The sequence below is a fragment of the Amphritea sp. 1_MG-2023 genome (assembly GCF_030547545.1).
In the GTDB taxonomy this organism is placed as follows: domain Bacteria; phylum Pseudomonadota; class Gammaproteobacteria; order Pseudomonadales; family Balneatricaceae; genus Amphritea.
On the sequence record NZ_JAUOQE010000022.1, the window covers coordinates 1 to 21,278 of the forward strand.

Consider the following 21,278-nt stretch of genomic DNA (forward strand, 5'->3'; position numbering starts at 1 on the left):
ATGCCTGTAACTGTTGCCTTGATCTCCAGCTTCTCTGTAAGCCAGAGGCGTAATTGACTTATTCGCACCTTCCCTAAGCTTGCCCGCCTGCCTCATCGGCTAAGCTGGGGGCTTGTTCGAGCAAGCTATCGGTCAGAATTGAGAGCTTTTCTTGCACTAAGTCATAGGTCTTATCGATATTGCTAGCGATATCACCATCGAGTACTTGTAAGCCATCGAGAATATCACGAGCTTCACTAAAGCCTTGATCAATCCCCCCACCAATTACATCAACAAAGTGGGTCACCTGATCTTGATAATTCATCTCTGGGTGCTGTGCTTGATAGCTACTGAAAAAACCAGCGCTGAGGGACACAATGCGTTCAGCCGTGGCATCAGGAGAGACATCTAAGCCCGAGTCATAGGCCTTTTGGATTGATGATTCGCCGAGATCGGTTTCGAGCACTTTGTTGAGTTCAGTGACTGCCGAGCGGTACAGCAGGGTCAGGGAGTCATTACCTGACGAGATACTGACCTCTAATGCGGCTTGTAATATCGCCTGATTGTGGGCGGTTTTATTCTCTTGAGCCTGAGTCGCTGCTGTCGTGCCAGAAAAAGTATCAGTGCCTGTTGTTTTACTCTGCTCTGTTGCCGCTTGAGGGCTGATAGACGTGATCTCCATCTCATCTCCTATAGCTGAGTTAGGTGAGTTGCAGGGAAGCTGTGGTAGCGATTCCCAGTATTGCGTAGGTTATCGGCAGGCAGGGGCTTTTCTGTTATGAAAGTTTTTCATAAATCAGCGCTTTTGTTGAGCGTGTTAGCTATCCGGTGGTGTCGATTAGTTAACCGTATCAAATTGAGTTTAGCGCATCAGTATAAAAAATGCCGCGTTCGGCGGCATTTTACCCGTTTGTGGGGTTAGCGTTGAGCTCTTGTGGAGTCGATCTATTTTAAGAGGCTTTCTTAAACCCAAGCACTGAGGCTATGGTGAAAGCAGGGCACCAACCGGTGAAGGCGGACTGCACTAAGCTAACCCCAGCAACGGCGGTTATATATAACAACCATGGTGGTGCTGCAAAAAGAAGATAAGCCCCCACGGTGGCCAGAACCAGAGATCCTGCAATAATATGAACACCTTGGTGTATGCTCATTCCTGTGCTACAGGTTTGTTCTTTTAACTTGAGTAGTCGAAACAGTGTCATCGCGGGGCACCAGCCTGTAAAGGCTGATTGGAGTAAATTAAGGCCGACAAAGCCGGTGAGGTAATACCAAACGGGATTGATATAAGTACCGAGTGCGAGACTGATAAGAATAACCGATCCCGCTAATAGGCGAAGCGCAGCGTTAAGCGTCATAAGAGTTAACCTCGTGGTGAGTGAAGGTATGAATGCCGATGCCCGAAGGCTTAGCGATCATTCTATATTAGAATGATCTAATATTGAAATTAATTTCTGCTCGCTGGATTTCTAAGCTTAGGGAGGGTGCGAATCAGTCCGTTATGTTCTCCCTTCGGGGCTTTCAGAGAAGCAGGATCTCCGCGTTAACATTTTTCGACATACAACCAGTATGCCTGTAACTGTTGCCTTGAACTCCCGGTTCTCTGTAAGCCAGAGGCGTAATTGACTTATTCACACCTTCCTTAGCTATGCTTAAGGTTGTTTTGTTTGTGTTATGTCAATGATTAGAGTTGGCAAACTAAGCGGTCTGACGCATGCTAGAAATATAACCACTCAGGAGATTTTACCGTGGATATCAGCAAAATTTTGGTGAACATTGAGCAGGGCGCTGATGCTGAACTGTTATTGGAAAAAGCCCTTCGTCTGGCGGAGGGTAGTGGTGCCAAGGTCGAGTTATTTTGTTGCTGTTATAACGCTGCATTGCGGCAAAGTTATCTGTTTGATCAAGCCTCGCTCAGTAAAGCAGAACAGGCCTATCAACGTCATGTGGAAGCTGAGTTAGAGCCGTTAACCTTGCCATTTAAGCAACTCAATATCGATATCGATATGGATGTTTGTTGGCAACGTCATCCGGCCGAAGCGGTGGTGCGCAAAGCGCTACGTTTTGCTCCTGATATTGTATTGCATCAGATTAAACAGCATAGCCGCTTGGGTCACTATCTATTCGATCAATCGGATTGGCAGTTGATTCGGGAGTGCCCCGTACCGTTGTTATTAGTCAAACAGAAGGTATGGTCCGATGGTGGGCATGTCGCGGCGGCGGTGGATCCCTTGCATGAGTGTGACCGTGCGGCGGCGTTAGATCACCGAATATTGGCATGGGCGCGGCGGATGGTGCATGCCTTAGAGGGCGATCTGAAAGTGATGCATAGCTACAGCGTCTTGCCGCATTCGGTTATTTTTGATGAGCACCTAGTACTCGATTTCGAGCAGATGCAGCATACCGTTAGAACGATGCATATCGAAGCGTTATCGAAACTACTCAAACCTTATGGTTTAACCACGGATAATCCCGCCGTCACGGTGAAAGAAAAAGAAGCCCATCGGGCAATACTTGAATATGTCGATGAGGCACATATTGATATTCTCGTTGTCGGCGGGGTGACCCGTGGACTGATTGATAGAATCTTGGTGGGCAGCACTATTGAGCGGATTTTAGATGAACTGCAGGCCGATTTAATGGTGGTTAAACCGCCAGGTTTCGTCAGTAGTATCGAGGAAAACTAAAATAGCCTGCTACATGATACGGTTAATTATGCGTGATGCGAGAGTAACACTCATTGAGCGAATCGATAGCAGGCGCCAGAGGCTCCTGCTGGGTATTGATGGCATAAAAACCGTCGATATCGTGCTTTCCAAGCAACATCTACCGATAGCATGGTTTTAATTAGCGATTAGCGTAGATAGTTTTGACTAAACTCTCTAAATTGATCGGTGCCTGATGTTTGAATCCATTCGAAGCCAACCATCTCTTTAGTGACGATGTGGATACCACAGTGGCGCATCCGTTCCAGTGCCATCGCTTTATCGGCAGGATTACGCGATGATACAGCATCGGCAACCACATACACCTCTCGTGCTTGCTGTTTAATTTGAATGGCGGTTTGCAAAACACAGACGTGCGCTTCCATCCCTACAATAATCACCTGATTAGGTTTTAGGCCGTTAATCTTCTCGTTACAGTTTGGCTCTGCCATACAAGAGAAATGCATTTTCTCCATAAAACCTTCCTGCGGCAACACATCACGGAGTTGTTCAACCGTGGGGCCTAGTCCTTTTGGATATTGCTCGGTGGTGAGTATTGGCACACTGGCTAGTTTGGCGACTTCAGCAAGCCAGCGAACATTGGCGATTACAGCCTCTCCTTCATCGATCGCTGGGGCGAGTTTTTCTTGAATATCAACGACTAGCAAACAGGATGAATTGGGGTAGATCAACATAGAGATACTCCGCATAACAGAGGCCGTAAGCCTCACTTAAACGCCGGGTATAAGTGCTTTATTTTCAGCTGAAAGCAACGCCGGCAACAAGGTAAACGCTGATAAGGATATACCCTAGTATGTGGTTTGGCTATGGTCACTATCGCTAAGTTGCTGCTTGAGTGTTGCCGCATGAAGCGCAGGTGAATCCTGATATTAAATCCGACTTTCGCCTGAACGAATGCGCGGGGTATAAATAGCACGGGACTAGCAAAGCCGTAGAGAAAAACTGACAGGGGTATCTGTCCTGGGTGCCGTTTTGGTGTTTATCAATCAGCACCGGCTAGGGTATTGGTTTGATGTCGCTTGCGGTCTAATAGTCGTCACGCAGTGACATGTTAATGAGATCACTTAAATAATTAGCATAAGGGTATTCCTGTATTTTTGAATGCGTTAGAATAGCCTTTATACCGATATTCAATTAGAAAATGGATCTTATATTATGAAAGTCTATTCTATCGATGGAATTACGCCGGTGATCGATCCGACTGCGTTTGTACATCCAACAGCGGTACTGATTGGCGATGTGATTGTTGGCCCCGGTTGCTATGTTGGCCCAGGCGCTTGCTTGCGAGGTGATTTTGGTCGGTTGGAATTAAAGCAGGGAGCCAATTTGCAGGATACCTGCGTTATGCACGGCTTTCCGGGCACCGATACTGTGGTTGAAGAGGATGGTCATATTGGTCACGGGGCCGTCTTACATGGTTGTGTGATCGGTAAAAATGCATTGGTGGGTATGAACTCTGTGATTATGGATGGAGCGACCATCGGAGAGTCGTCAATTGTCGCGGCGATGTCATTTGTGAAAGCGAAAATGGAGGTGCCCGCTCGGACGTTAGTGGCGGGTTCGCCTGCGCGTATTATTAAAGAATTAACCGATAAAGAGATTGATTGGAAGTCCGCGGGCACCCGTCAATATCAGGATTTGACACTGCGTTGTATGAATACCATGCAGGAAACAGAGGCATTGACGGCCGTTGAGGCCGACCGCCCTCGGTTAGAGGTGGGTATTGAAGGGGCGATACCCAAATATAAAAGTTGAGTTTGTGGTTGCAGGCGCTGACTCGTCTGCAGCCTAACTCGTATGCTGTTTGGGGTTTGGGAAGGTAAGAAGTAGAGGTCTTCCTGAATCGCTGTTTTATCGCGGGTGTTGTGGACGATGTTCGTACAGCCTGTCAGTTCAACCTATCAGTTTAGCGCATCATCAGTCTGTCAGTTCAACCTATCAGTTCAGCGTATCAATTCAGTCTATCAGTTCAGTCTGTCAGTTCAGCACATCAATTCAGTCTATCAGTTCAGCACATCAATTCAGTCTATCTATTCAGCTCTGCAATACAGCCCACTCATTCAGTCTATCAATTTCACTGCTGAGTTAGTTTGATTACTGTTTCATCCGCCGGTTTAAGGTAAGGAAGGTGCGAATAAGTCGTTATGTTCTCTGCGAACATTAGAATGGCCAGATACGCGAAAGCCAGAGGCGTAATTGACTTATTCGCACCTTCCCTAAGTCAGTTCATTGAGGTTTATTGATGCTTGACAGAGTAGAGTGTTCATTCTACTCTATAGGTAGATTAAACATTCTACCTGTGAGGATTTATGCTTAAAGAACAGATTGCAGCGAGTCTCGAACAGGCATTCAGTCAGTATGGATTTGCTGAACCTAGCGTGGCGCAGTTAAAAACGGCGTGTCATGTCAGCCTGCGAACGTTGTATAAACATTATCCCTCTAAAGAAGCCATGGTGGTTGCAGCGCTGGAGCATCGTCATCAGCGCTATCTGTCTTTTCTACTGCAAGATGCGCCAGGCAAAGGGATTGAATCAGTAGTTCATATTTTTGATCGGCTGGAAGAGTGGATGTCGGCATATGCGCCACATGGCTGTTTATCGGTGAATGCGATGGCGGCTTTTCCTGATAACGCAGCGATAAGCTGTATTGTGCAGCAACATAAAGCGGCTGTGCGTGTGTTCTTGGGCGAACAGAGTTTGCGAGACGATCTAGCGACCCCCATCTTTATCTTACACGAAGGTATCGCGAGTGCTTGGCCAATGTTGGGGCGAGAAGCCATTACCGCCGCTCAACAAATACTACTAACACTGCAAAAAGGATAGCCCTCATGAAGACTACATTAACCAACGAAACGATTCCTGAAACTATGCGCGCAGTGCAATTAATCGGTCATGGTGGACCTGAAATGTTGCAATACAGTGAGACACTAGCGGTGCCAACACCATCGGCTAATGACGTGTTGATTCGTGTTGCTGCCGCAGGGGTTAACAATACCGATATCAATACTCGCATCGGTTGGTACTCAAAACAAAGCAGTGCGGAAGACGATGATAAAAGTGCCGATGCCAGCTGGACAGGTAATGCTTTACGTTTGCCTTTGATTCAGGGCGCAGATGTTTGTGGCTATATTGTGGCGGTGGGCGAAAATGTGTCATCAGCACGTCTTGGTGAGCGTGTGTTGATTGAGCCTTGTTTACGCGAGATCGACGGTCAGCTATTAAGTACACCTGGGTATTATGGTTCTGAATGCGATGGCGGCTTTGCCGACTATACGGTGGTTGCTGCTCGACATGCTCATGCTGTGAATAGCCCGCTAACCGATATTGAATTAGCGTCGTTTCCGTGTTCATACTCCACCGCTGAAAATATGCTCAGTCGAACGCACGTTGGCCCACAGGATCGAGTGTTGATCTCCGGTGCATCTGGTGGAGTAGGATCGGCCGCGGTGCAGTTGGCAAAGGCCCGCGGGGCCTATGTCATTGCAATAACCAGCCCGAGTAAATATCAGTCGTTGCTAGCATTGGGTGCCGATCAGGTGATTCCTCGGGATGCGGATCTACTTGAGGTGTTGTCGGACAACAGTGTTGATGTCGTGATTGATCTCGTGGCAGGGCCGCAGTGGTCCCAATTTCTACAGGTATTAAAACCCGGTAGCCGATATGCGGTATCGGGAGCGATTGGGGGGCCGATAGTCGAGCTGGATATCAGAACTTTGTATCTCAAAGATCTTAGCTTTTTTGGTTGTACCGTATTAGGCACCGAGGTTTTTCAGAATTTAATTCGCTGTATTGAGCAAGAAAAAGTTCAGCCGATGGTGGCGCAGACGTTTCCATTAGCGGATATCGCGGCGGCACAAGCACAATTTTTGGCAAAGGAACATGTGGGTAAAATTGTATTGACGTTAGCGGCATGAGGTTTTGTTTTTCGTAAAGAGGGTGTAAGCATACATGCTATTGCCTTGATGGACTATCGATCTCGCCGAAGCGTTGTTTTGGACGGCTGAATCAGTTGTTCTGTTGCACGCTTCTTCGCCGCACACTTAAGTGTCAGGGGTTTGATGGCGCTGCTATCGATGTCGACTACTTCTCTTCGGTGAAGCGATGCTTCAATGGCGTTGAATATCGTTGAACGCTATGCAGTCGTTGCAACAGACGATCAATCGGGTAAAATCGGCGCACATATCGCGAATCAGTGGGTATCATTCGATTCGTATTTACCAATATTGAGGAGTCGCTTGTGGAACTCGCATGTCTTGACCTAGAAGGTGTATTGATCCCTGAGATTTGGATCGCTTTTGCCGAAGAAACCGGAATAGAAGAACTTAAAGCGACAACCCGTGATATTCCCGATTATGATGTGCTGATGAAGCAACGACTGCGTATCCTCGACGAGCATGGCTTAACCTTGCCACAGATTCAAGCCACTATCGATCGTCTGTCTCCTTTGGAAGGTGCGCGGGAATTTATCGATTGGTTGCGTGAACGTTTTCAAGTGGTGATTCTGTCGGATACCTTTTACGAATTTGCCGCACCATTGATGAAGCAGCTCGGTTATCCAACCTTGCTGTGTCACAAGTTGGAAGTGGATGAAACGGGGCGGATTACCGATTATACCTTGCGGCAAAAAGACCCTAAGCGTCAGTCAGTGCGGGCATTTCAGTTGTTAAACTATCGGGTTATTGCCGCCGGTGATTCCTACAACGACACGACCATGCTTAGTCAAGCGGAAGCGGGTGTGCTTTTTCATGCGCCTGCGAATGTGATCGATGAGTTCCCTCAGTTTCCCGCGGTACACACCTTTGATGACCTGAAAAAAGAGTTTATCAAGGCCAGTCAGCGTGATTTGACGCTGTAATCTTATAGATCTGTATCGCCGAGATCGCGGTTATTAATTTCCACTAAAGAGTGCTGCGGCGCTCTTTTTTTGTTTATGATGACCCATACAAAACAGGTCAGTCAGCATTGATGTTATGCGTTTAGATAAATTTATCTGTAAAAGCAGCGATTATGCTTTAGCTGATGTGGTTGCCTTGATTAAAGCGCAACGAGTCAAGGTTAATGGTCAACTGGCTTCATGTGCGACGCAACAAGTGCATATCAATAATAGCGTGACGCTCGATGGTGGCGTCTTAACGCCCAGACCTTTTCGCTATTATCTATTAAATAAGCCGGCTGAGATGATCTGTTCGAATATTGATGAACACTATCCCTCTGCACTTAACCTCTTAGGGGTGGAGCGTATCGAAGAACTGCACATCGCTGGGCGTTTGGATGCTGATACTACCGGACTGGTGTTAGTAACCGATGATGGACATTGGTCTTATCGGCTCACTTCCCCTAACTACCGCTGTGAGAAAGTGTATGAAGTGGTGCTATCTCGGCCAATTAAGCCGGAAGCGGTACAACGCTTTCAGGCTGGCATACGACTGCAAGGCGAAACACAATTAACACGCCCCGCGGCTTTAGTGATTATCGATCCTTATCATGTGCGTTTAACCCTGACGGAGGGACGCTTTCATCAGGTCAAGCGTATGTTTGCCGCGATGGGTAATCGGGTTAAGGCCTTACATCGTCAGCAAATTGGTTGCTTATGTTTAGATGTCGATCTCGGTGACTGGCGTTGCTTAACGGCCGCAGAAGTTAACGCTCTGTCAGGCAATGATGAGCGATATCAAGCGCTTGATATTGAAGCCGTTAATCCCCTTAAAAGACCTTATTCGTAGAGTGATAAACCGATACCATGACAAGAAAAACATTAAGTTTAAAGGTTAAAAGAGATAAGCCTGCGAATCAGTTAAGCGATAGTCCGCTTGAAACTGATCCACAAAAGCGTTTTTTAAATGGGGTGGCTATTCATCCGAGCCCCTGTATTCGACTCGAAGCGGGATCTTCTCAGCTATCCATGCGAGCGATGGATTTAATTAGCCCGATTGGTATGGGGCAGAGAGGCTTGGTGGTGGCACCGCCGGGGTCGGGTAAATCAACCTTGCTAAAGCATGTTTGTCAGTCGGTCGCTAGCGCTTATCCCGCGATCAAACTGTATGCGTTACTGATTGATGAACGGCCGGAAGAGGTGACCGACTTTAAGCGCAGTGTGACCGCCGAAGTGCATGCCTCATCGTCGGATGAAAGTTATGCTCAGCATGTGCGCGTGGCGAATGAGTTGCTGAATAAGGCGCGTCGGGAAGCCGGTGAGGGTCATGACGTGATGATCGTCATTGACTCACTCACCCGGCTGTCTCGGGTTCATAATGCCGAGCAAAAAAGTAGTGGTCGCACGATGTCGGGCGGCGTCGATGCGCGCGCATTAGAAATACCGCGTAAGCTATTCGGTGCCGCGAGAAAAATCGAAAACGGTGGTTCACTGACGATTTTGGCAACCATCCTCGTGGATACCGGTAGTCGTATGGATCAGGTGATCTACGAGGAGTTCAAAGGTACCGGTAATATGGAAGTTGTGCTATCACGAGAGACGGCCAGTCGGCGTATTTTCCCCGCCTTGGATATCGCTAAAAGTAGCACTCGGCGGGAAGAGCTATTATTAGATGCTAAAGATATCGCTAACATTCGCACGTTACGCCGCTCATTGACCAACCTCAAACCGATAGAAGGAGCCCGTCGTTTGGTTGAATTATTAGAGACATATCCCAGCAACGGGGAGCTGTTGAAGGCGATGGCGAATGAGTAAGCGCGTGGGCGACATTCGCTGATAGAAAAGCCCAAAGCCATTTCCCTTTTTGTTGTTTGCGTGAATGGCTGAATCATTATTTGCTCGAGGCCGAAAACGAGGCTCATCGCCTGGATGTAAAATGAAAAAAGTCCGCTTTCGACACAAAGCGGACATTAACGCCTCAGTTAAAGACCTGAAAAGATGCAGTTTTTAAGGCCTCAGTTAGGGAAGGTGCGAATAAGTCCGTTATGTTCTCTGCGGACATTAGAATGGCCAGATACGCGAAAGCCAGTGCAGCGAAAGTATTTGAACTTGTTATACCCAGCGTATTGATTATTTACTAATTAAATAAGTTAAGACCAAGTGCACGCTTAACGTTATTTAACACTTGATTTGATTCCTCTTGCGACTTTTGGCTACCCATTCGAAGAATATCTATTAATTGAGCTTTATCTGACATAAAAACATCTCTACGTTCTCTAATTGGTTTTAATGTATTTTGTAAGCACTCTTCAAGAATTTTTTTGGTTGTACCATCGCCTAAACCACCGTTTTGATACCTCACCTTTAACTCATCAATAAACGTTGAATCTGGGTGGAATGCATCTAAATATGTGAAAACAACATTACCACTAACTTGTCCGGGATCTTCAATTTTTAGATGATTAGGATCTGTATACATAGACTTTACAGCCTTTGAAATGTCTTTGTCAGTCGCGCTCAAGAGAATACAGTTGCCCATAGATTTTGACATTTTACATTTACCATCGGTACTTGGTAGGCGAGGCATTTTACTTAGCAATGGTCGACACTCCACGAGAATATCATCCTGTGCAATATGATTGAGTTTTCTTACGATCTCATTGGTTTGCTCAATCATAGGTAATTGATCATCACCAACAGGAATTAAAGTTGCTCTAAATGCAGTAATATCTGCGGCTTGGCTAATTGGGTATGTTAAAAAGCCCGTTGGAATTGAACGACCAAATGATTTAGCTGAAATTTCATTTTTTACAGTTGGATTTCTCTGTAACCTAGCAACAGAGACTAGATTTGAGTAATACATTGTTAATTCAGCTAGAGCGGGAATAGCTGACTGCAAACAAATAGTTGTTTTTAGCGGATCAATACCCACAGCCAAATAATCAGCGACTACATTCAAAATATTTGACGATACTTTATGAGGGTTATGACCGTTATCAGTTAAGCCTTGTAAATCAGCAACTAAAACTGTTTGTTCATACTCATGTTGTAATTTTACTCGTTGCTGAAGCGAACCAACAAAATGTCCTAGGTGTAGCTGTCCTGTTGCTCTATCCCCGGTTAATATTTTTTCTTGTGTGATGATTTTTTTTTGATTGTGCATAATATGGCTCCTAAATTGTACCGTCGGAGACATAAATAATGTTATTCATAAGCGTCTTCCGACGGCTTTGAATAAATATGATTCAGCGCCGCTCTATAAAATAGAACGCCACCATGAGACTGAGATTAAATAATAACTATGATTTGTTTGCATGGATTAAGGCTACCATTCATCAAAAAGTGATTCAATTAAATTTAGCTTAGTGGGTATCGCTTGGCTTTGCGGCGTGCCGAAACGCAGCGTAGGTACGTCCGCCAACAGCCGCTGGATATGTGATGGTGGCTCAATCTGGCAGCCCCTCGAACTCTGGCACTTCCCCTAACTCCCCATTCCAATCTGCTTTGCTGGATGAAAAAATCTGCGCTGTTGGCAACATAGAGATTTCAGTGTCCAGACACCCTGCGGGTACGATGAGTAAGCCTGCGACCTGAGTACTTGGCAGTGCTGAACCACAGAGCTTACAAAAACTTTTATTGTGACGAGTATCAGGAAGCGTAAAGGAAGTCACTGCATCAGAGCCCGACTGCCAGACCAATTTGGCGGACTGTGAGAATAGGTTTGCCGAATGAGCCGACCCAGTATCCTTTTGGCAGTGATGACAGTGGCAGAAATAAAAACTGTCAAACTCTCCTTTTATCGTAAAGCTCACGGTTCCACACAGACAAGAACCTAAATGAACAGTCATCGAACTCCCTCCATTGCCTGTGGTTTAAAGACATATAGCGCCTAACTCACCAGAAAAATTATTCTTTCCGGTGAAGCTACTTGTGTACGCCCAGCATGGGCATGAACTAATGAGGTGAAAGTCCTCTGTAGGAAGGTCACCATCCATAGCGATTTAAGTCGTTATTAAATGTTAACGACTAGCGAATGGCAAGGGCTTCGCAGTAAAGGAGTCAAAGCCTGTGGTATCCCCACGAATTTAAGACGCTATACTCGATGGCCTGAGTAGCTGCTCTGCAAAGTCCTGAATACCTTCTCGTCATTGTCGATGCTTTGTCAGGGGAGGGTAAGAAAACGTTAATGATTGACCTCAATCTAATTCTCCTGAAAAGTTGGAGGGTCGATCATGACGAAATGCGCAAATTGAAAAGAGTGATGCCTTAAACATCAGTCTTTTTTCTTCATGCAGCTAAGAGCCGTTTATGCTCTTTGGCTTTTGTAACTGTTTGTCGATTCTAGGGAAGGTGCGAATAAGTCCGCTATGTTCTCTGCGGACATTAGAATGGCCAGATACGCGAAAGCCAGAGGCGTAATTGATTTATTCGCACCTTCCTTACTTAACCCCAGATATGTTTGTTGGGTCTGTTTTCGTCTTTATCGCTAGATGATTTTTTATTGGGTGCTTTAGCCCGAGTCCTCGAAGGTTTATTCGATGGCGTTTTAGGCATGGGTGGCTTGCTTGTGCGAACAAAATTTAAGACAGAAATAGGTACCGTTTTTCTCACGGGAAAACCGTCAATCTGTTTTCGTTCGATCAGATGATCTAAGCGGCTTTCGATGGCGCAAAGGTTTTTAAAATCACCGAAGGCGACAAAAGAGATCGCTTCGCCCGTGGCGCCCGCACGGCCGGTTCGGCCGATACGATGAATATAATCTTCCGGTTTAAACGGTAGATCGTAATTCACCACGCGACTCAACTCGCCAATATCTAAGCCGCGTGCCGCAACCCCAGTGGCGACTAAGTATTTAAGTTTTCCTGATTTGAAATCCGCTAAAATCTTTTCCCGCATCGCTTGGCTGCGATCGCCATGAATCGCTTCTGCCACAATGCCGCGTTTAGCAAGCTGAACAACCAGTTTAGCTGCCGCGTGCTTTTTTTCGATGAAGATGAGCGCCTGATCCCATTGCTCAGTCTTGATTAGATGACTCAACAAGGCCGACTTGGTGTCCTTATCGACGCTGATTAACCACTGTTGGATGGTCGTAGCGGCTTGCGTTTTGGGCGACACCGATATCTCAACCGCGGGAGTGGCTACTTGGCTATCAGCAAAATTCTCAGCAAGCTCGCGAACCTTATCGCTCATGGTGGCTGAAAATAGCAGGTTTTGTCGCACGCTGGGTAAACGCTCAATGATCTTATTGATATCATCAACAAACCCCATATCCACCATCCGATCTGCTTCATCTAACACCAATACTTCTAGCGCATCAAAATGTAGCGCACGCTGATGGGCCAGATCGAGGAGTCGTCCCGGTGTCGCCACTAAAATATCAATGCCTTCGATGAGGCGTTGTTTTTGTGGCTCAGCATCAACGCCGCCATAAACCGCCATTGATGTAATATTTAGATGTTGACTATAAGCGGCAACGTTATCCGCCACTTGTATGGCGAGCTCCCGTGTCGGGGTGAGCACCAATGCTCGGATGCGTTTGCCGCGTAAGTTACCTGCTTGATTGAAGCGTTCGAGGATCGGCAGGATAAATGCCCCAGTCTTACCGGTGCCGGTTTGCGCGGTAGCAATGAGATCTTTACCCGACAAAATAAGAGGCATTGCTTGTTGCTGAATAGGCGTAGGGGCGGTATACCCCAATGTTTGCAGCGCTTGGCAGATTGGATCGGATAATCCAAGGTTTGAAAATGGCATAGGGGCTCGGGCCGCTCGTCAAAGGAGAGAAGGGCGCAGTATAGCTTAAAAGCCGTGCTGAGTGGTTAGCTGTGAATGCGTGTCAGACTCGAATATGGCTATCTTGGTGATAGGCTCTCCACTTTTATACTGAGTGAGAGCTGGTTTCGCTAGGCTCATTGGTCGTGCTAAGCCTATTCATCCAACGTCGACAGTGAATGAATCGACTATGGACAAGGGGACGAGCATCATCTAGGCCGTCTGCAATCACACTTTGAGTTCGGTGAGTTGTTTCAGTAATAGGGTGAGCTGTGCCATTTTTTCTTCGCCATAGCGCTTGGTAAATGCTTGATACTGTTCTTCAATATGCGGGCTTAATCGTTCAAACAGGTTGAGTGCTTTATCAGTAAGGCTCAGGAGTGTACGACGTTGATCTTCATCAGACTTCTTTCGCTTGATATAGCCTTGCTGTTCCAAGCGCTTGATGATGCCGGTGAGGCTTGGACTTAGAATGCAGCAGTGTTCGGCGAGTTGTTTGGATTCTAACTCGTGATACGCCTTGAGTGCCCTGAGTACACGCCATTGCTGCTCGGTGACATTGTTTTCCTGCAGTAACGGACGAAAAAGAGCCATGGTGGTTTCACGGGCTTTCAATAGCTGTAGAGGTAAAGAGTCTTCAAATTCACGCATATATTTTAATTCTTAATATCTAAACTAGTATTGGGTTCATTCTTACTATTCAGGACGTTTGATGCAAATGTTTTTTTTAGCGTATGGCTATCGATACATTAGCGAAGGTGCGAATAAGTCCGTTATGTTCTCCCTTCGGGGCTTTCAGAGAAGCAAGATCTCAGCGTTAACATTTTTCGACATACAACCAGAATGCCTGTAACTGTTGCCTTGATCTCCAGCTTCTCTGTCAGCCAGAGGCGTAATTGACTTATTCGCACCTTCCTTAGCGTCGCCACTGAAGATAGCCGTGAATGAGTAGCGTGGTAATGACTAATCCGCCGCCTTCTAAGGCGGCGCGGCTGGGAACTTCGTTCAAAAACAACCAGACGAGCAGCGGTCCACAAGCGGTTTCGAGTAGCATGAGCATACCGACTTCCGCGGCGGATATCCGCGTTGGTCCTATAGTGATGAGTACGAAGGCAATGGGAACGATAACGATACACAGCAGTAACATCCAACCCCAATCGGAGCCAGAAAGTGCCAACGGCGAGGCATTAAACAGACTGATCAGACTGACTAACAACCCCGATGTAATGAGGGCTGGGGTCATATCCCGATGTTTGACGGAGCGATCATTGACAAATTTAGCCGCCAGCATGATGCCGCATAAAAGCGCCATCAGATCGCCTTGTAAGTTTGGGCTCGACCATGAATCTTTCATCACCCAGCCAATACCTAACATCGAAATAGCGATTGCCAGCCAGGTGATAGGCGCCGAACGTTCGCCAATAAACAGGCGAGCGATAATCGCGGCAAACAGGGGTTGCGCACTGATAATGACGAGTACGTTGGCTACCGTGGTATGGTGAATCGCGGTGACAAATAGGATCGAGCTGATACTGAAAAAGAGCATTGAGCGTAGGCTCGCCCAATCACGATAAAAGAGTGGCTTGCCGGGATAGCGGTAGCGGCACCATAGTGCCACCATAACGCTCATTAGTAGCCCACGCCAGAATAACAGGCTGAATGATTCTACTTCAATTAATCGAATCAGTAGAGCATCAAAACTCAGGATCAACACGCCTAGGGAGGTCAGTAAAAATCCTTTTAGATAATCCGTATTCATTTGATCTCTTTAGCCGCGTTGTTAGTTATTGTCTTGGCAGGGTGCCTGACGGTCTTGAGCCGTCACTGTGAGCGCATTGTATCGATATTATGCCTAAACTGCAGCGCTATCATGAGGTAAAACGGTACTGAAGTATCATACAGCGCTGGGGTCAGGCTTCTAAACTGAACAATAAAGAGAGGAGTCTGTGATGCACAAGTTATTTTTCTGTTTAATCGTGTCAGCGATGTTGTTTTATCCAGCGGCCTCGGGGTGGGCCTCAAGCTTGAGTCAGGGGGAAAAAGGGATTTATTTACAACAGATTGATGGCACCGAAAAACGTATCGGGGGTGTTGTTTTTCACGCGCTTGACGATGATCAGTTTGCTTATCAAATAACCTTAGATGAGCATCTGTTTAAAGATTACTTTCTTTCCATGAAAGAGATGAAGTGTCTCGAAGGACCCGAATTATGGTGCTTTATTCCCTATCCTTATGCTCAGCCTAGAATCATCAGCGACAATGATTTTCGTTGGTTAGAACATGATCTCCTGTTTATGTTTAAACGACCTGAAGCGTTTGGCGCCAATTTTTGGCATGGTATCTACTATAAACTGCAACTAACCGATAATCGCCTAAGCGGTATTGCTCAGGCGCTCGACCTGAATTTGTTGGCTGCTCCGCCGGCAGATCTCAGTGTGCCGCCTATCGGTGAATTTGATATTGAGACGGCCGATCTGAGCAAACGCTGGTTGCCTTATCTGGAGATTCGTTAAAAGCGGGCTATTGGCTTGATTTAGGCCACCTCATCTTGCTTCACTTAGGATACAATGCTCTGTTTTCACCGCAGGGTTCTTTTTATGATGGTTAAATCACCGCGTCATGGGCAGCAGCGGCCCGCCGCTCAGCTACATCCTCGCAATCCGCATCAGGGGCGCTATGACTTTGACGCCCTCTGTCAGCTGTGTGCTGAATTAAAACCCTGTGTGGTGGTTAGCCGTCGAGGCGATCAGACCATCGATTTTCATGATCCCGTAGCGGTTAAAGCATTGAATAAAGCCCTGTTAATGCAGCACTATGGGATACAGTTTTGGGATATCCCCGCCGGTTATCTGTGTCCGCCAATTCCAGGGCGAGCTGACTATATTCATTATTTAGCGGATGAACTGGCGGCGGATAACGGCGGTGTCGTTCCTGAAGGCCGAATGATTCAAGGCTTGGATATCGGTGTTGGAGCCAACTGTATCTATCCGCTGATTGGTAATCGTACTTATGGTTGGCAATTTGTCGGTACCGATATTGATCCGGTATCGGTGAACACCGCAAACCTGATTGCCGAGGCCAATACTGCACTCAAAGGGCAGCTCACTTGCCGTTTACAGGCGGATGCTAAACTTATTTTCAAGGGTGTGATTAAACCATCAGATCGATTTGATTTTACCCTGTGCAATCCGCCTTTTCATGGCTCGGCGCAAGAGACTGAAGCGGCTAACCGTCGTAAATTACGTCATCTGGGGCAGCCCGCCGATAGCGTTAAACTCAATTTTGGCGGTCAGAGTAATGAACTTTGGTGTCCCGGTGGGGAGTTAGCCTTTATTAAGAGAATCATAACGCAGAGCAAAGATGTCGCCGCTCAGTGTTATCTATTTAGCTGTCTGGTGTCGAAAGAAACGCATATCCCTCAATTAAAAGGGGCTTTAAAAAATGCAGGCGCTAGACGCGTTAAGGTAGTAGCGATGACGCAAGGACAAAAGCAGAGTCGCCTGTTACTGTGGACCTTTCAGTCTGATAACGCACGCCTGCAGTGGCGTGAGACTTACTGGGGCGATAAATCATTATCGCCGCAGTAGTTTGAGATTGGCATGAGCGAGGGTTTGTGCCTTCATGACGATAACCTAACGCGGCTTTTAAGCGATGCCTAGGTTAATGTCGTTGTTGTAGCAATTTGGCTGTGTTCTCGAGTTCTTCCATGTAATTGAGTAAATCGTCAGTCATTATATCTGGGTGAGCATTAAGCAGGTTTTTGAGTGTTTCTAAGGGGGCTGGCGAACCCTGTTGCATGTTGCTGGTTATGGCGAGTAGCAGTGAGGTCAGTACCTCGAGGCTTTTGACGCGTGATTCCAGATTATATCCATCCACATTTAAATCCCCTTTGATTGTCGTGATAAACACACAGTCTGTTGCTTAACAGACTGTCTTTTTGACATATCAATGAGTGTAGTCAAAAAAACATCTCTGTGGGGTAAATATCATGAGATGTTTTCATGTGGGGCTTGCCTTATAAGGCGCTGATACTTCCCTGAGGCAAGCTCCGTAGCGCTGAGTAATAGCGCATCCGATAGCATCTTTTTACACAGTTGGCCTAAGGTTGTAATTGCTTTTTCCATGGCAGGATGAACACGGCAGCCGAAATCTACCATCACGCATTCATAATCGAGTATCCGACAGTGGGCATTTCGACTAAGTTCTGACACGCAACCGTGTTAACGGCTTTAGCGTTGCTACTTGAGTGTCTGGCAGTGCGAATCTGAGCTTGGTGGCTGCCTGATTACCATACTCGTTGATCATGTACTGCAGCTTCTGCCATTGTGCAACCACCAGCGGTTGAGAGGCTGGATTACTTGTCGTAGGTCATTCGGGCGGTGCCTGCCGTAGTCGCACGTAATAGCCCGATTTAGGCCGTGATTCGATAGTGCCATTACCAATCAATAAGGGAAGGTGCGAATAAGTCTGTTATGTTCTCTGCGGACATTAGAATGGTCATCTACTTTGTCAGCCAGAGGCGTAATTGACTTATTCGCACCTTCCTTAAAACAATACCGGCAAACCTATATCAGCAGGCGCTGATTAAGTCAGCGGAATACGCTGGCGCCGAAAGATATCGGCTCGACGCGTAGCGAAGCGCTTAAAGAGGCAAGCGGGCCGTTCTGGGATAACCCTGCAGGCTTGAATGTGTCAGCTGATTATCGACTCTCGTTGCTTGCTATGGCGGTTTTGGTGCTGATGTCGAGTCGGACTGTTAATGATTAAAGGATTAAAAAACTGGCAGTTAAGTGACAAACCGCACTATGCTGTAGGCATATTATAAAAATAAAACTGGAGATGCCTGTGTTTGAAGAATTCTATCCGTTACGTTTGCAGGACAATTGTGACATCCAGCATTTACTCACCCCTGAACATAAACAAAAGACATTCAGCGTGAATAATCCAGCCATTGAGGTGATCACTGACTTTAGTCAAGTGATGCCGGTGATGGTGACCGAAGGTGTGTCGGTCGATCATGCTTTAGAGCGCATGAAGAGCGAACATGTGCGAATGCTCTTTGTTACGACCCCAGCAGGTAAATTTGTCGGTGTGATTAGTGCGCAAGATATTGCCGGTCATAAAGTTGTTGTCTATATGCAAAACCATGGTGTGACGCGGGATGAGGTATTAGTCAGCCATATTATGTTGCATAAAGAATATTTGCGTTCGCTGACATTTGATCAGATTAGTCATTCACGGGTTGGGGATATTATGTTGACCTTGAAAAACATCGGCGATCAGCATTTGTTGGTGGTGGATGAGTCTGAGTTAGGGGTTAAACGTATTCGAGGCATTATCTCTGCGAGTGATGTTTCACGTAAGTTGAAGGTTGGATTTGATGTCATGGCCGAGGCGAAATCCTTTGCTGAGATCGAAAAAATTATAACGCAGGGTCGCGATCTGATCATTTGATTCTAAGGCAGAAATTAATTTGATTTGACGCTTAAAATTAGCTTTACAGCGTGTTGGTTTAAACTATACTCCGCGTTTTCTCATGGAGTTAGATGGCTCCACTTTTTTGCCGGAAAAACCGGCAGGAGTATAGGTAAAAATAGTGATGAAATTGCCGGATCATATCTCTGCTGAAAAATGGGCTCGCTTGAAAAAAGTGGCCGATCAGCATCAGACGCCATTTCAGTTAATTGATTTGCAAACCATTGCAGAAAAATATCATGAATTGAAAAATGGATTTGATTTTGCCTCTATCTATTACGCGGTGAAGGCGAATCCGCACCCACAAATAGTGGGATTGTTGGCTGAACTAGGCTCAAGCTTTGATATCGCTTCTATTTATGAACTCGATCAAGTGCTATCACACAACGTAACGCCTGACCGCATCAGCTATGGCAACACGATTAAGAAACGTGAAGATATTCGTTACTTTTATGAGAAGGGTGTGCGTTTGTTCGCCACCGATTCTGAAGAAGACCTGAAAAATATTGCTGAGTATGCCCCAGGCTCTCGGGTGTATATTCGTATTCAAACAGAGGGCGCCGAAGGTGCGGACTGGCCATTATCACGTAAGTTCGGCTGTAACCCGGATATGGCGATTGATCTGGCTGTATTGGCTAAGAAACTAAAGCTTGAGCCTTACGGTATTTCTTTTCATGTTGGCTCGCAGCAGCGGCTAATTGATGTTTGGGATGCGGCTATTGCGAAAGTTAAAGTTATCTTCGAGCGGCTGCGCAGTGAATATGCCATTCAGCTACGCTTGATCAATATGGGTGGCGGTTTTCCAGCTCAATACCTGACCAAAGCCAACGATTTTTCTGTTTATTGTGAAGAGATTACTCGTTACCTGAAGGAAGACTTTGGCGATAATCCGCCGCAGATTATTCTTGAACCGGGGCGCTCTTTGGTGGGTGATAGCGGCTTGCTGGTGAGTGAGGTCGTGCTGATTTCGCGTAAGTCTCATACTGCGTTAAATCGTTGGGTTTATACTGATGTCGGGCTGTTTAATGGACTGATCGAAACCTTGGGTGAGGCGATTAAGTTCCCCTTGGAAACCGAGCGTGAGGGCGAGGGCGAAGAGGTTGTCTTGGCCGGCCCTACCTGTGACAGTATGGATATTATGTACGAAAACTTTAAGTATGAGATGCCGTTATCGTTGCAAATTGGTGATCGGCTTTACTGGTTTTCAACCGGCGCGTATACCACAAGTTATAGCTCTGTTGAGTTTAATGGCTTTCCTCCATTGAAATGCTACTGTATCTGATCATCAATGGCTGATGATTGATTTCTGCATTTGAAAAACCCGCTTCGGCGGGTTTTTTGCTTATTGAATATTGATTTATATAGCAATAATAGGCCGCTTCCCTTTAGATCAAATGCTTGACTATGCTATAAGTTAACCTTTACACAGTTTGTCAGTGGAGTTGTGCATGAATAGAAATCAAATTCTTCAAGCCCGCATTGATGCATTGCTCAATGTATTGTCTGAAGATGTGCTGATTTTGAGCCAGCAAGGAAAAATCATTTTCTCTTCGCATACGGGTTCCGTGTTATCGAGAGGCGGGAGTGAGGCCTTGATCGATAAAAGCTTGAGCGATATTTTTCCGCAGTCCTTGGCATCGTTATTACAAGGAATGATTGAGCAGTCTCTCAGTTTGAATCAGTTGGTTGTTAAAGAAGTCTTATTTGACCCAAAAGAGATTAGCTATCTACAACAACAGGGCATGGTAAATAGCTGTTGGGTTGAAGTTCGCATGGCTCCTTCCGCCGGTGATGAGCCGAGTGTGGTGTGTCGAATAGAAGATATTAGCCGCCGTAAAGAGGTGCAGCGAGTTAACCCACAGGTTCAGCGAGACTTACTGACGGGTATGTATAATCGTCGAGCGCTTATGCCGGTGTTGGCGCAATCGATAGCGCAAGCGGTGCGTTATGATTGGACCTGTAGTTTGATGCTGGTCAAGATTGATCAACTGCAGCGCATTAATAAAGAGCAGGGCTGGGACGCCGGTGATCAGTTGCTGCAACGGCTAGCGGAGACGCTCAACAGTCTCAAGCGCACGGCGGATTTTTTGGCGCGGGTGGGGGAAGACTGCTTCGCTATCTTGTTACCCGAAACCAATGCGGAACAAGGTATATTAACGGCTGAGCGGGTGCGTAACCGTGTGACAGATCTGTCAGAACAGCATTTAGGTAGTGATGTGAACTTTACGGTGAGTATCGGCGTGGCCACGTTGATAGGCGAAGAGGATAGCGCTGAAGCGATGTTCGAACGAACGGAGAGCAATTTACAACGAGCGATTCAGAAAGGGGGCAGTAATATTGCAGGTAGTGAGACTGAGTAACACGCGCCTAAGTCATCGCTTGCACGCCTGATAAGTGAATACAGGGAACATTAACGACGGGCTTGAGCAACAATGGCGAAAAAAGCAGCCATAGTTAGCT

The 21,278-nt window shown here is 46.5% G+C and carries 21 protein-coding genes; 12 read left to right on the forward strand and 9 right to left on the reverse strand.

Annotated features, from left to right (window positions below; all coding sequences use genetic code 11):
- Window positions 1–73 precede the first annotated feature (73 nt).
- Window positions 74–661, reverse strand: a complete 588-nt coding sequence (locus tag Q4488_RS12270) for a DUF5610 domain-containing protein (protein WP_303580767.1) — start codon at window positions 659–661, stop codon at window positions 74–76.
- A gap of 268 nt (window positions 662–929) precedes the next feature.
- The gene (locus Q4488_RS12275; RefSeq protein ID WP_303580768.1) at window positions 930–1,334 is read right to left on the reverse strand and encodes a DUF2892 domain-containing protein; all 405 of its coding nucleotides are present in this window, start codon (window positions 1,332–1,334) and stop codon (window positions 930–932) included.
- 390 nt (window positions 1,335–1,724) lie between these two features.
- Here Q4488_RS12275 and Q4488_RS12280 point away from each other — a divergent pair, with 390 nt between their 5' ends.
- A complete protein-coding gene (locus Q4488_RS12280; protein ID WP_303580769.1) occupies window positions 1,725–2,663 on the forward strand; it encodes a universal stress protein in 939 nt (312 codons plus the stop codon).
- Window positions 2,664–2,830: 167 nt separating this feature from the next.
- Here the strand turns inward: Q4488_RS12280 and Q4488_RS12285 are convergent, their stop codons facing one another.
- On the reverse strand, window positions 2,831–3,376 hold the full coding sequence (locus tag Q4488_RS12285; protein WP_303580770.1) for a hydrolase: 546 nt from the start codon (window positions 3,374–3,376) through the stop codon (window positions 2,831–2,833).
- A 481-nt stretch (window positions 3,377–3,857) separates the two neighbouring features.
- On the opposite strand from Q4488_RS12285, the gene paaY reads away from it, so the two are divergent.
- The 6 genes from paaY to rho all read left to right on the forward strand — a co-directional run bounded on the left by paaY (window position 3,858) and on the right by rho (window position 9,389).
- The gene (paaY, locus tag Q4488_RS12290) at window positions 3,858–4,457 is read left to right on the forward strand and encodes a phenylacetic acid degradation protein PaaY (protein ID WP_303580771.1); all 600 of its coding nucleotides are present in this window, start codon (window positions 3,858–3,860) and stop codon (window positions 4,455–4,457) included.
- Window positions 4,458–5,011: 554 nt separating this feature from the next.
- Window positions 5,012–5,524: a TetR/AcrR family transcriptional regulator gene (locus tag Q4488_RS12295; RefSeq protein WP_303580772.1), complete on the forward strand. Its 513-nt coding sequence runs from the start codon at window positions 5,012–5,014 to the stop codon at window positions 5,522–5,524.
- 5 nt (window positions 5,525–5,529) lie between these two features.
- Window positions 5,530–6,615 (forward strand): alcohol dehydrogenase family protein, encoded by a 1,086-nt coding sequence (locus Q4488_RS12300; RefSeq protein WP_303580773.1) that lies wholly within the window; start codon window positions 5,530–5,532, stop codon window positions 6,613–6,615.
- 323 nt (window positions 6,616–6,938) lie between these two features.
- Window positions 6,939–7,556, forward strand: a complete 618-nt coding sequence (gene thrH / locus Q4488_RS12305) for a bifunctional phosphoserine phosphatase/homoserine phosphotransferase ThrH (protein ID WP_303580774.1) — start codon at window positions 6,939–6,941, stop codon at window positions 7,554–7,556.
- Window positions 7,557–7,671: 115 nt separating this feature from the next.
- Window positions 7,672–8,424, forward strand: a complete 753-nt coding sequence (locus Q4488_RS12310) for a pseudouridine synthase (RefSeq protein ID WP_303580775.1) — start codon at window positions 7,672–7,674, stop codon at window positions 8,422–8,424.
- 17 nt (window positions 8,425–8,441) lie between these two features.
- The gene (gene rho / locus Q4488_RS12315; protein WP_303580776.1) at window positions 8,442–9,389 is read left to right on the forward strand and encodes a transcription termination factor Rho; all 948 of its coding nucleotides are present in this window, start codon (window positions 8,442–8,444) and stop codon (window positions 9,387–9,389) included.
- 322 nt (window positions 9,390–9,711) lie between these two features.
- Here rho and trpS read toward each other — a convergent pair whose 3' ends face one another.
- From trpS to Q4488_RS12340, 5 genes are all read right to left on the reverse strand, one after another.
- Window positions 9,712–10,737 carry a tryptophan--tRNA ligase gene (trpS, locus tag Q4488_RS12320; protein ID WP_303580777.1) on the reverse strand — a complete coding sequence of 342 codons (1,026 nt, stop codon included), beginning with the start codon at window positions 10,735–10,737 and terminating at the stop codon, window positions 9,712–9,714.
- Window positions 10,738–11,020: 283 nt separating this feature from the next.
- Window positions 11,021–11,422, reverse strand: a complete 402-nt coding sequence (locus tag Q4488_RS12325; RefSeq protein WP_303580778.1) for a GFA family protein — start codon at window positions 11,420–11,422, stop codon at window positions 11,021–11,023.
- A gap of 595 nt (window positions 11,423–12,017) precedes the next feature.
- Window positions 12,018–13,325, reverse strand: coding sequence for a DEAD/DEAH box helicase (locus tag Q4488_RS12330; RefSeq protein ID WP_303580779.1), 1,308 nt, complete (start codon window positions 13,323–13,325; stop codon window positions 12,018–12,020).
- 246 nt (window positions 13,326–13,571) lie between these two features.
- A complete protein-coding gene (hpaR, locus tag Q4488_RS12335) occupies window positions 13,572–13,994 on the reverse strand; it encodes a homoprotocatechuate degradation operon regulator HpaR (protein ID WP_303580780.1) in 423 nt (140 codons plus the stop codon).
- 265 nt (window positions 13,995–14,259) lie between these two features.
- A complete protein-coding gene (locus tag Q4488_RS12340; protein ID WP_303580781.1) occupies window positions 14,260–15,102 on the reverse strand; it encodes a DMT family transporter in 843 nt (280 codons plus the stop codon).
- Window positions 15,103–15,292: 190 nt separating this feature from the next.
- Here Q4488_RS12340 and Q4488_RS12345 point away from each other — a divergent pair, with 190 nt between their 5' ends.
- Window positions 15,293–15,856, forward strand: coding sequence for a hypothetical protein (locus Q4488_RS12345; protein ID WP_303580782.1), 564 nt, complete (start codon window positions 15,293–15,295; stop codon window positions 15,854–15,856).
- Window positions 15,857–15,943: 87 nt separating this feature from the next.
- Window positions 15,944–16,930 carry a 23S rRNA (adenine(1618)-N(6))-methyltransferase RlmF gene (gene rlmF / locus Q4488_RS12350; protein WP_368411576.1) on the forward strand — a complete coding sequence of 329 codons (987 nt, stop codon included), beginning with the start codon at window positions 15,944–15,946 and terminating at the stop codon, window positions 16,928–16,930.
- Between the two features lie 73 nt (window positions 16,931–17,003).
- On the opposite strand, the gene Q4488_RS12355 is transcribed toward rlmF, so the two are convergent.
- The gene (locus tag Q4488_RS12355) at window positions 17,004–17,219 is read right to left on the reverse strand and encodes a hypothetical protein (RefSeq protein WP_303580784.1); all 216 of its coding nucleotides are present in this window, start codon (window positions 17,217–17,219) and stop codon (window positions 17,004–17,006) included.
- 963 nt (window positions 17,220–18,182) lie between these two features.
- Between Q4488_RS12355 and Q4488_RS12360 the strand changes: the two genes are divergently transcribed.
- From Q4488_RS12360 to Q4488_RS12370, 3 genes are all read left to right on the forward strand, one after another.
- The gene (locus Q4488_RS12360) at window positions 18,183–18,797 is read left to right on the forward strand and encodes a CBS domain-containing protein (RefSeq protein ID WP_303580785.1); all 615 of its coding nucleotides are present in this window, start codon (window positions 18,183–18,185) and stop codon (window positions 18,795–18,797) included.
- A 145-nt stretch (window positions 18,798–18,942) separates the two neighbouring features.
- The gene (locus tag Q4488_RS12365; protein ID WP_368411575.1) at window positions 18,943–20,100 is read left to right on the forward strand and encodes a type III PLP-dependent enzyme; all 1,158 of its coding nucleotides are present in this window, start codon (window positions 18,943–18,945) and stop codon (window positions 20,098–20,100) included.
- Between the two features lie 166 nt (window positions 20,101–20,266).
- Entirely contained in the window at window positions 20,267–21,178 is a 912-nt protein-coding gene (locus Q4488_RS12370; protein WP_303580786.1) for a GGDEF domain-containing protein, read from the forward strand.
- Window positions 21,179–21,278 lie beyond the last annotated feature (100 nt).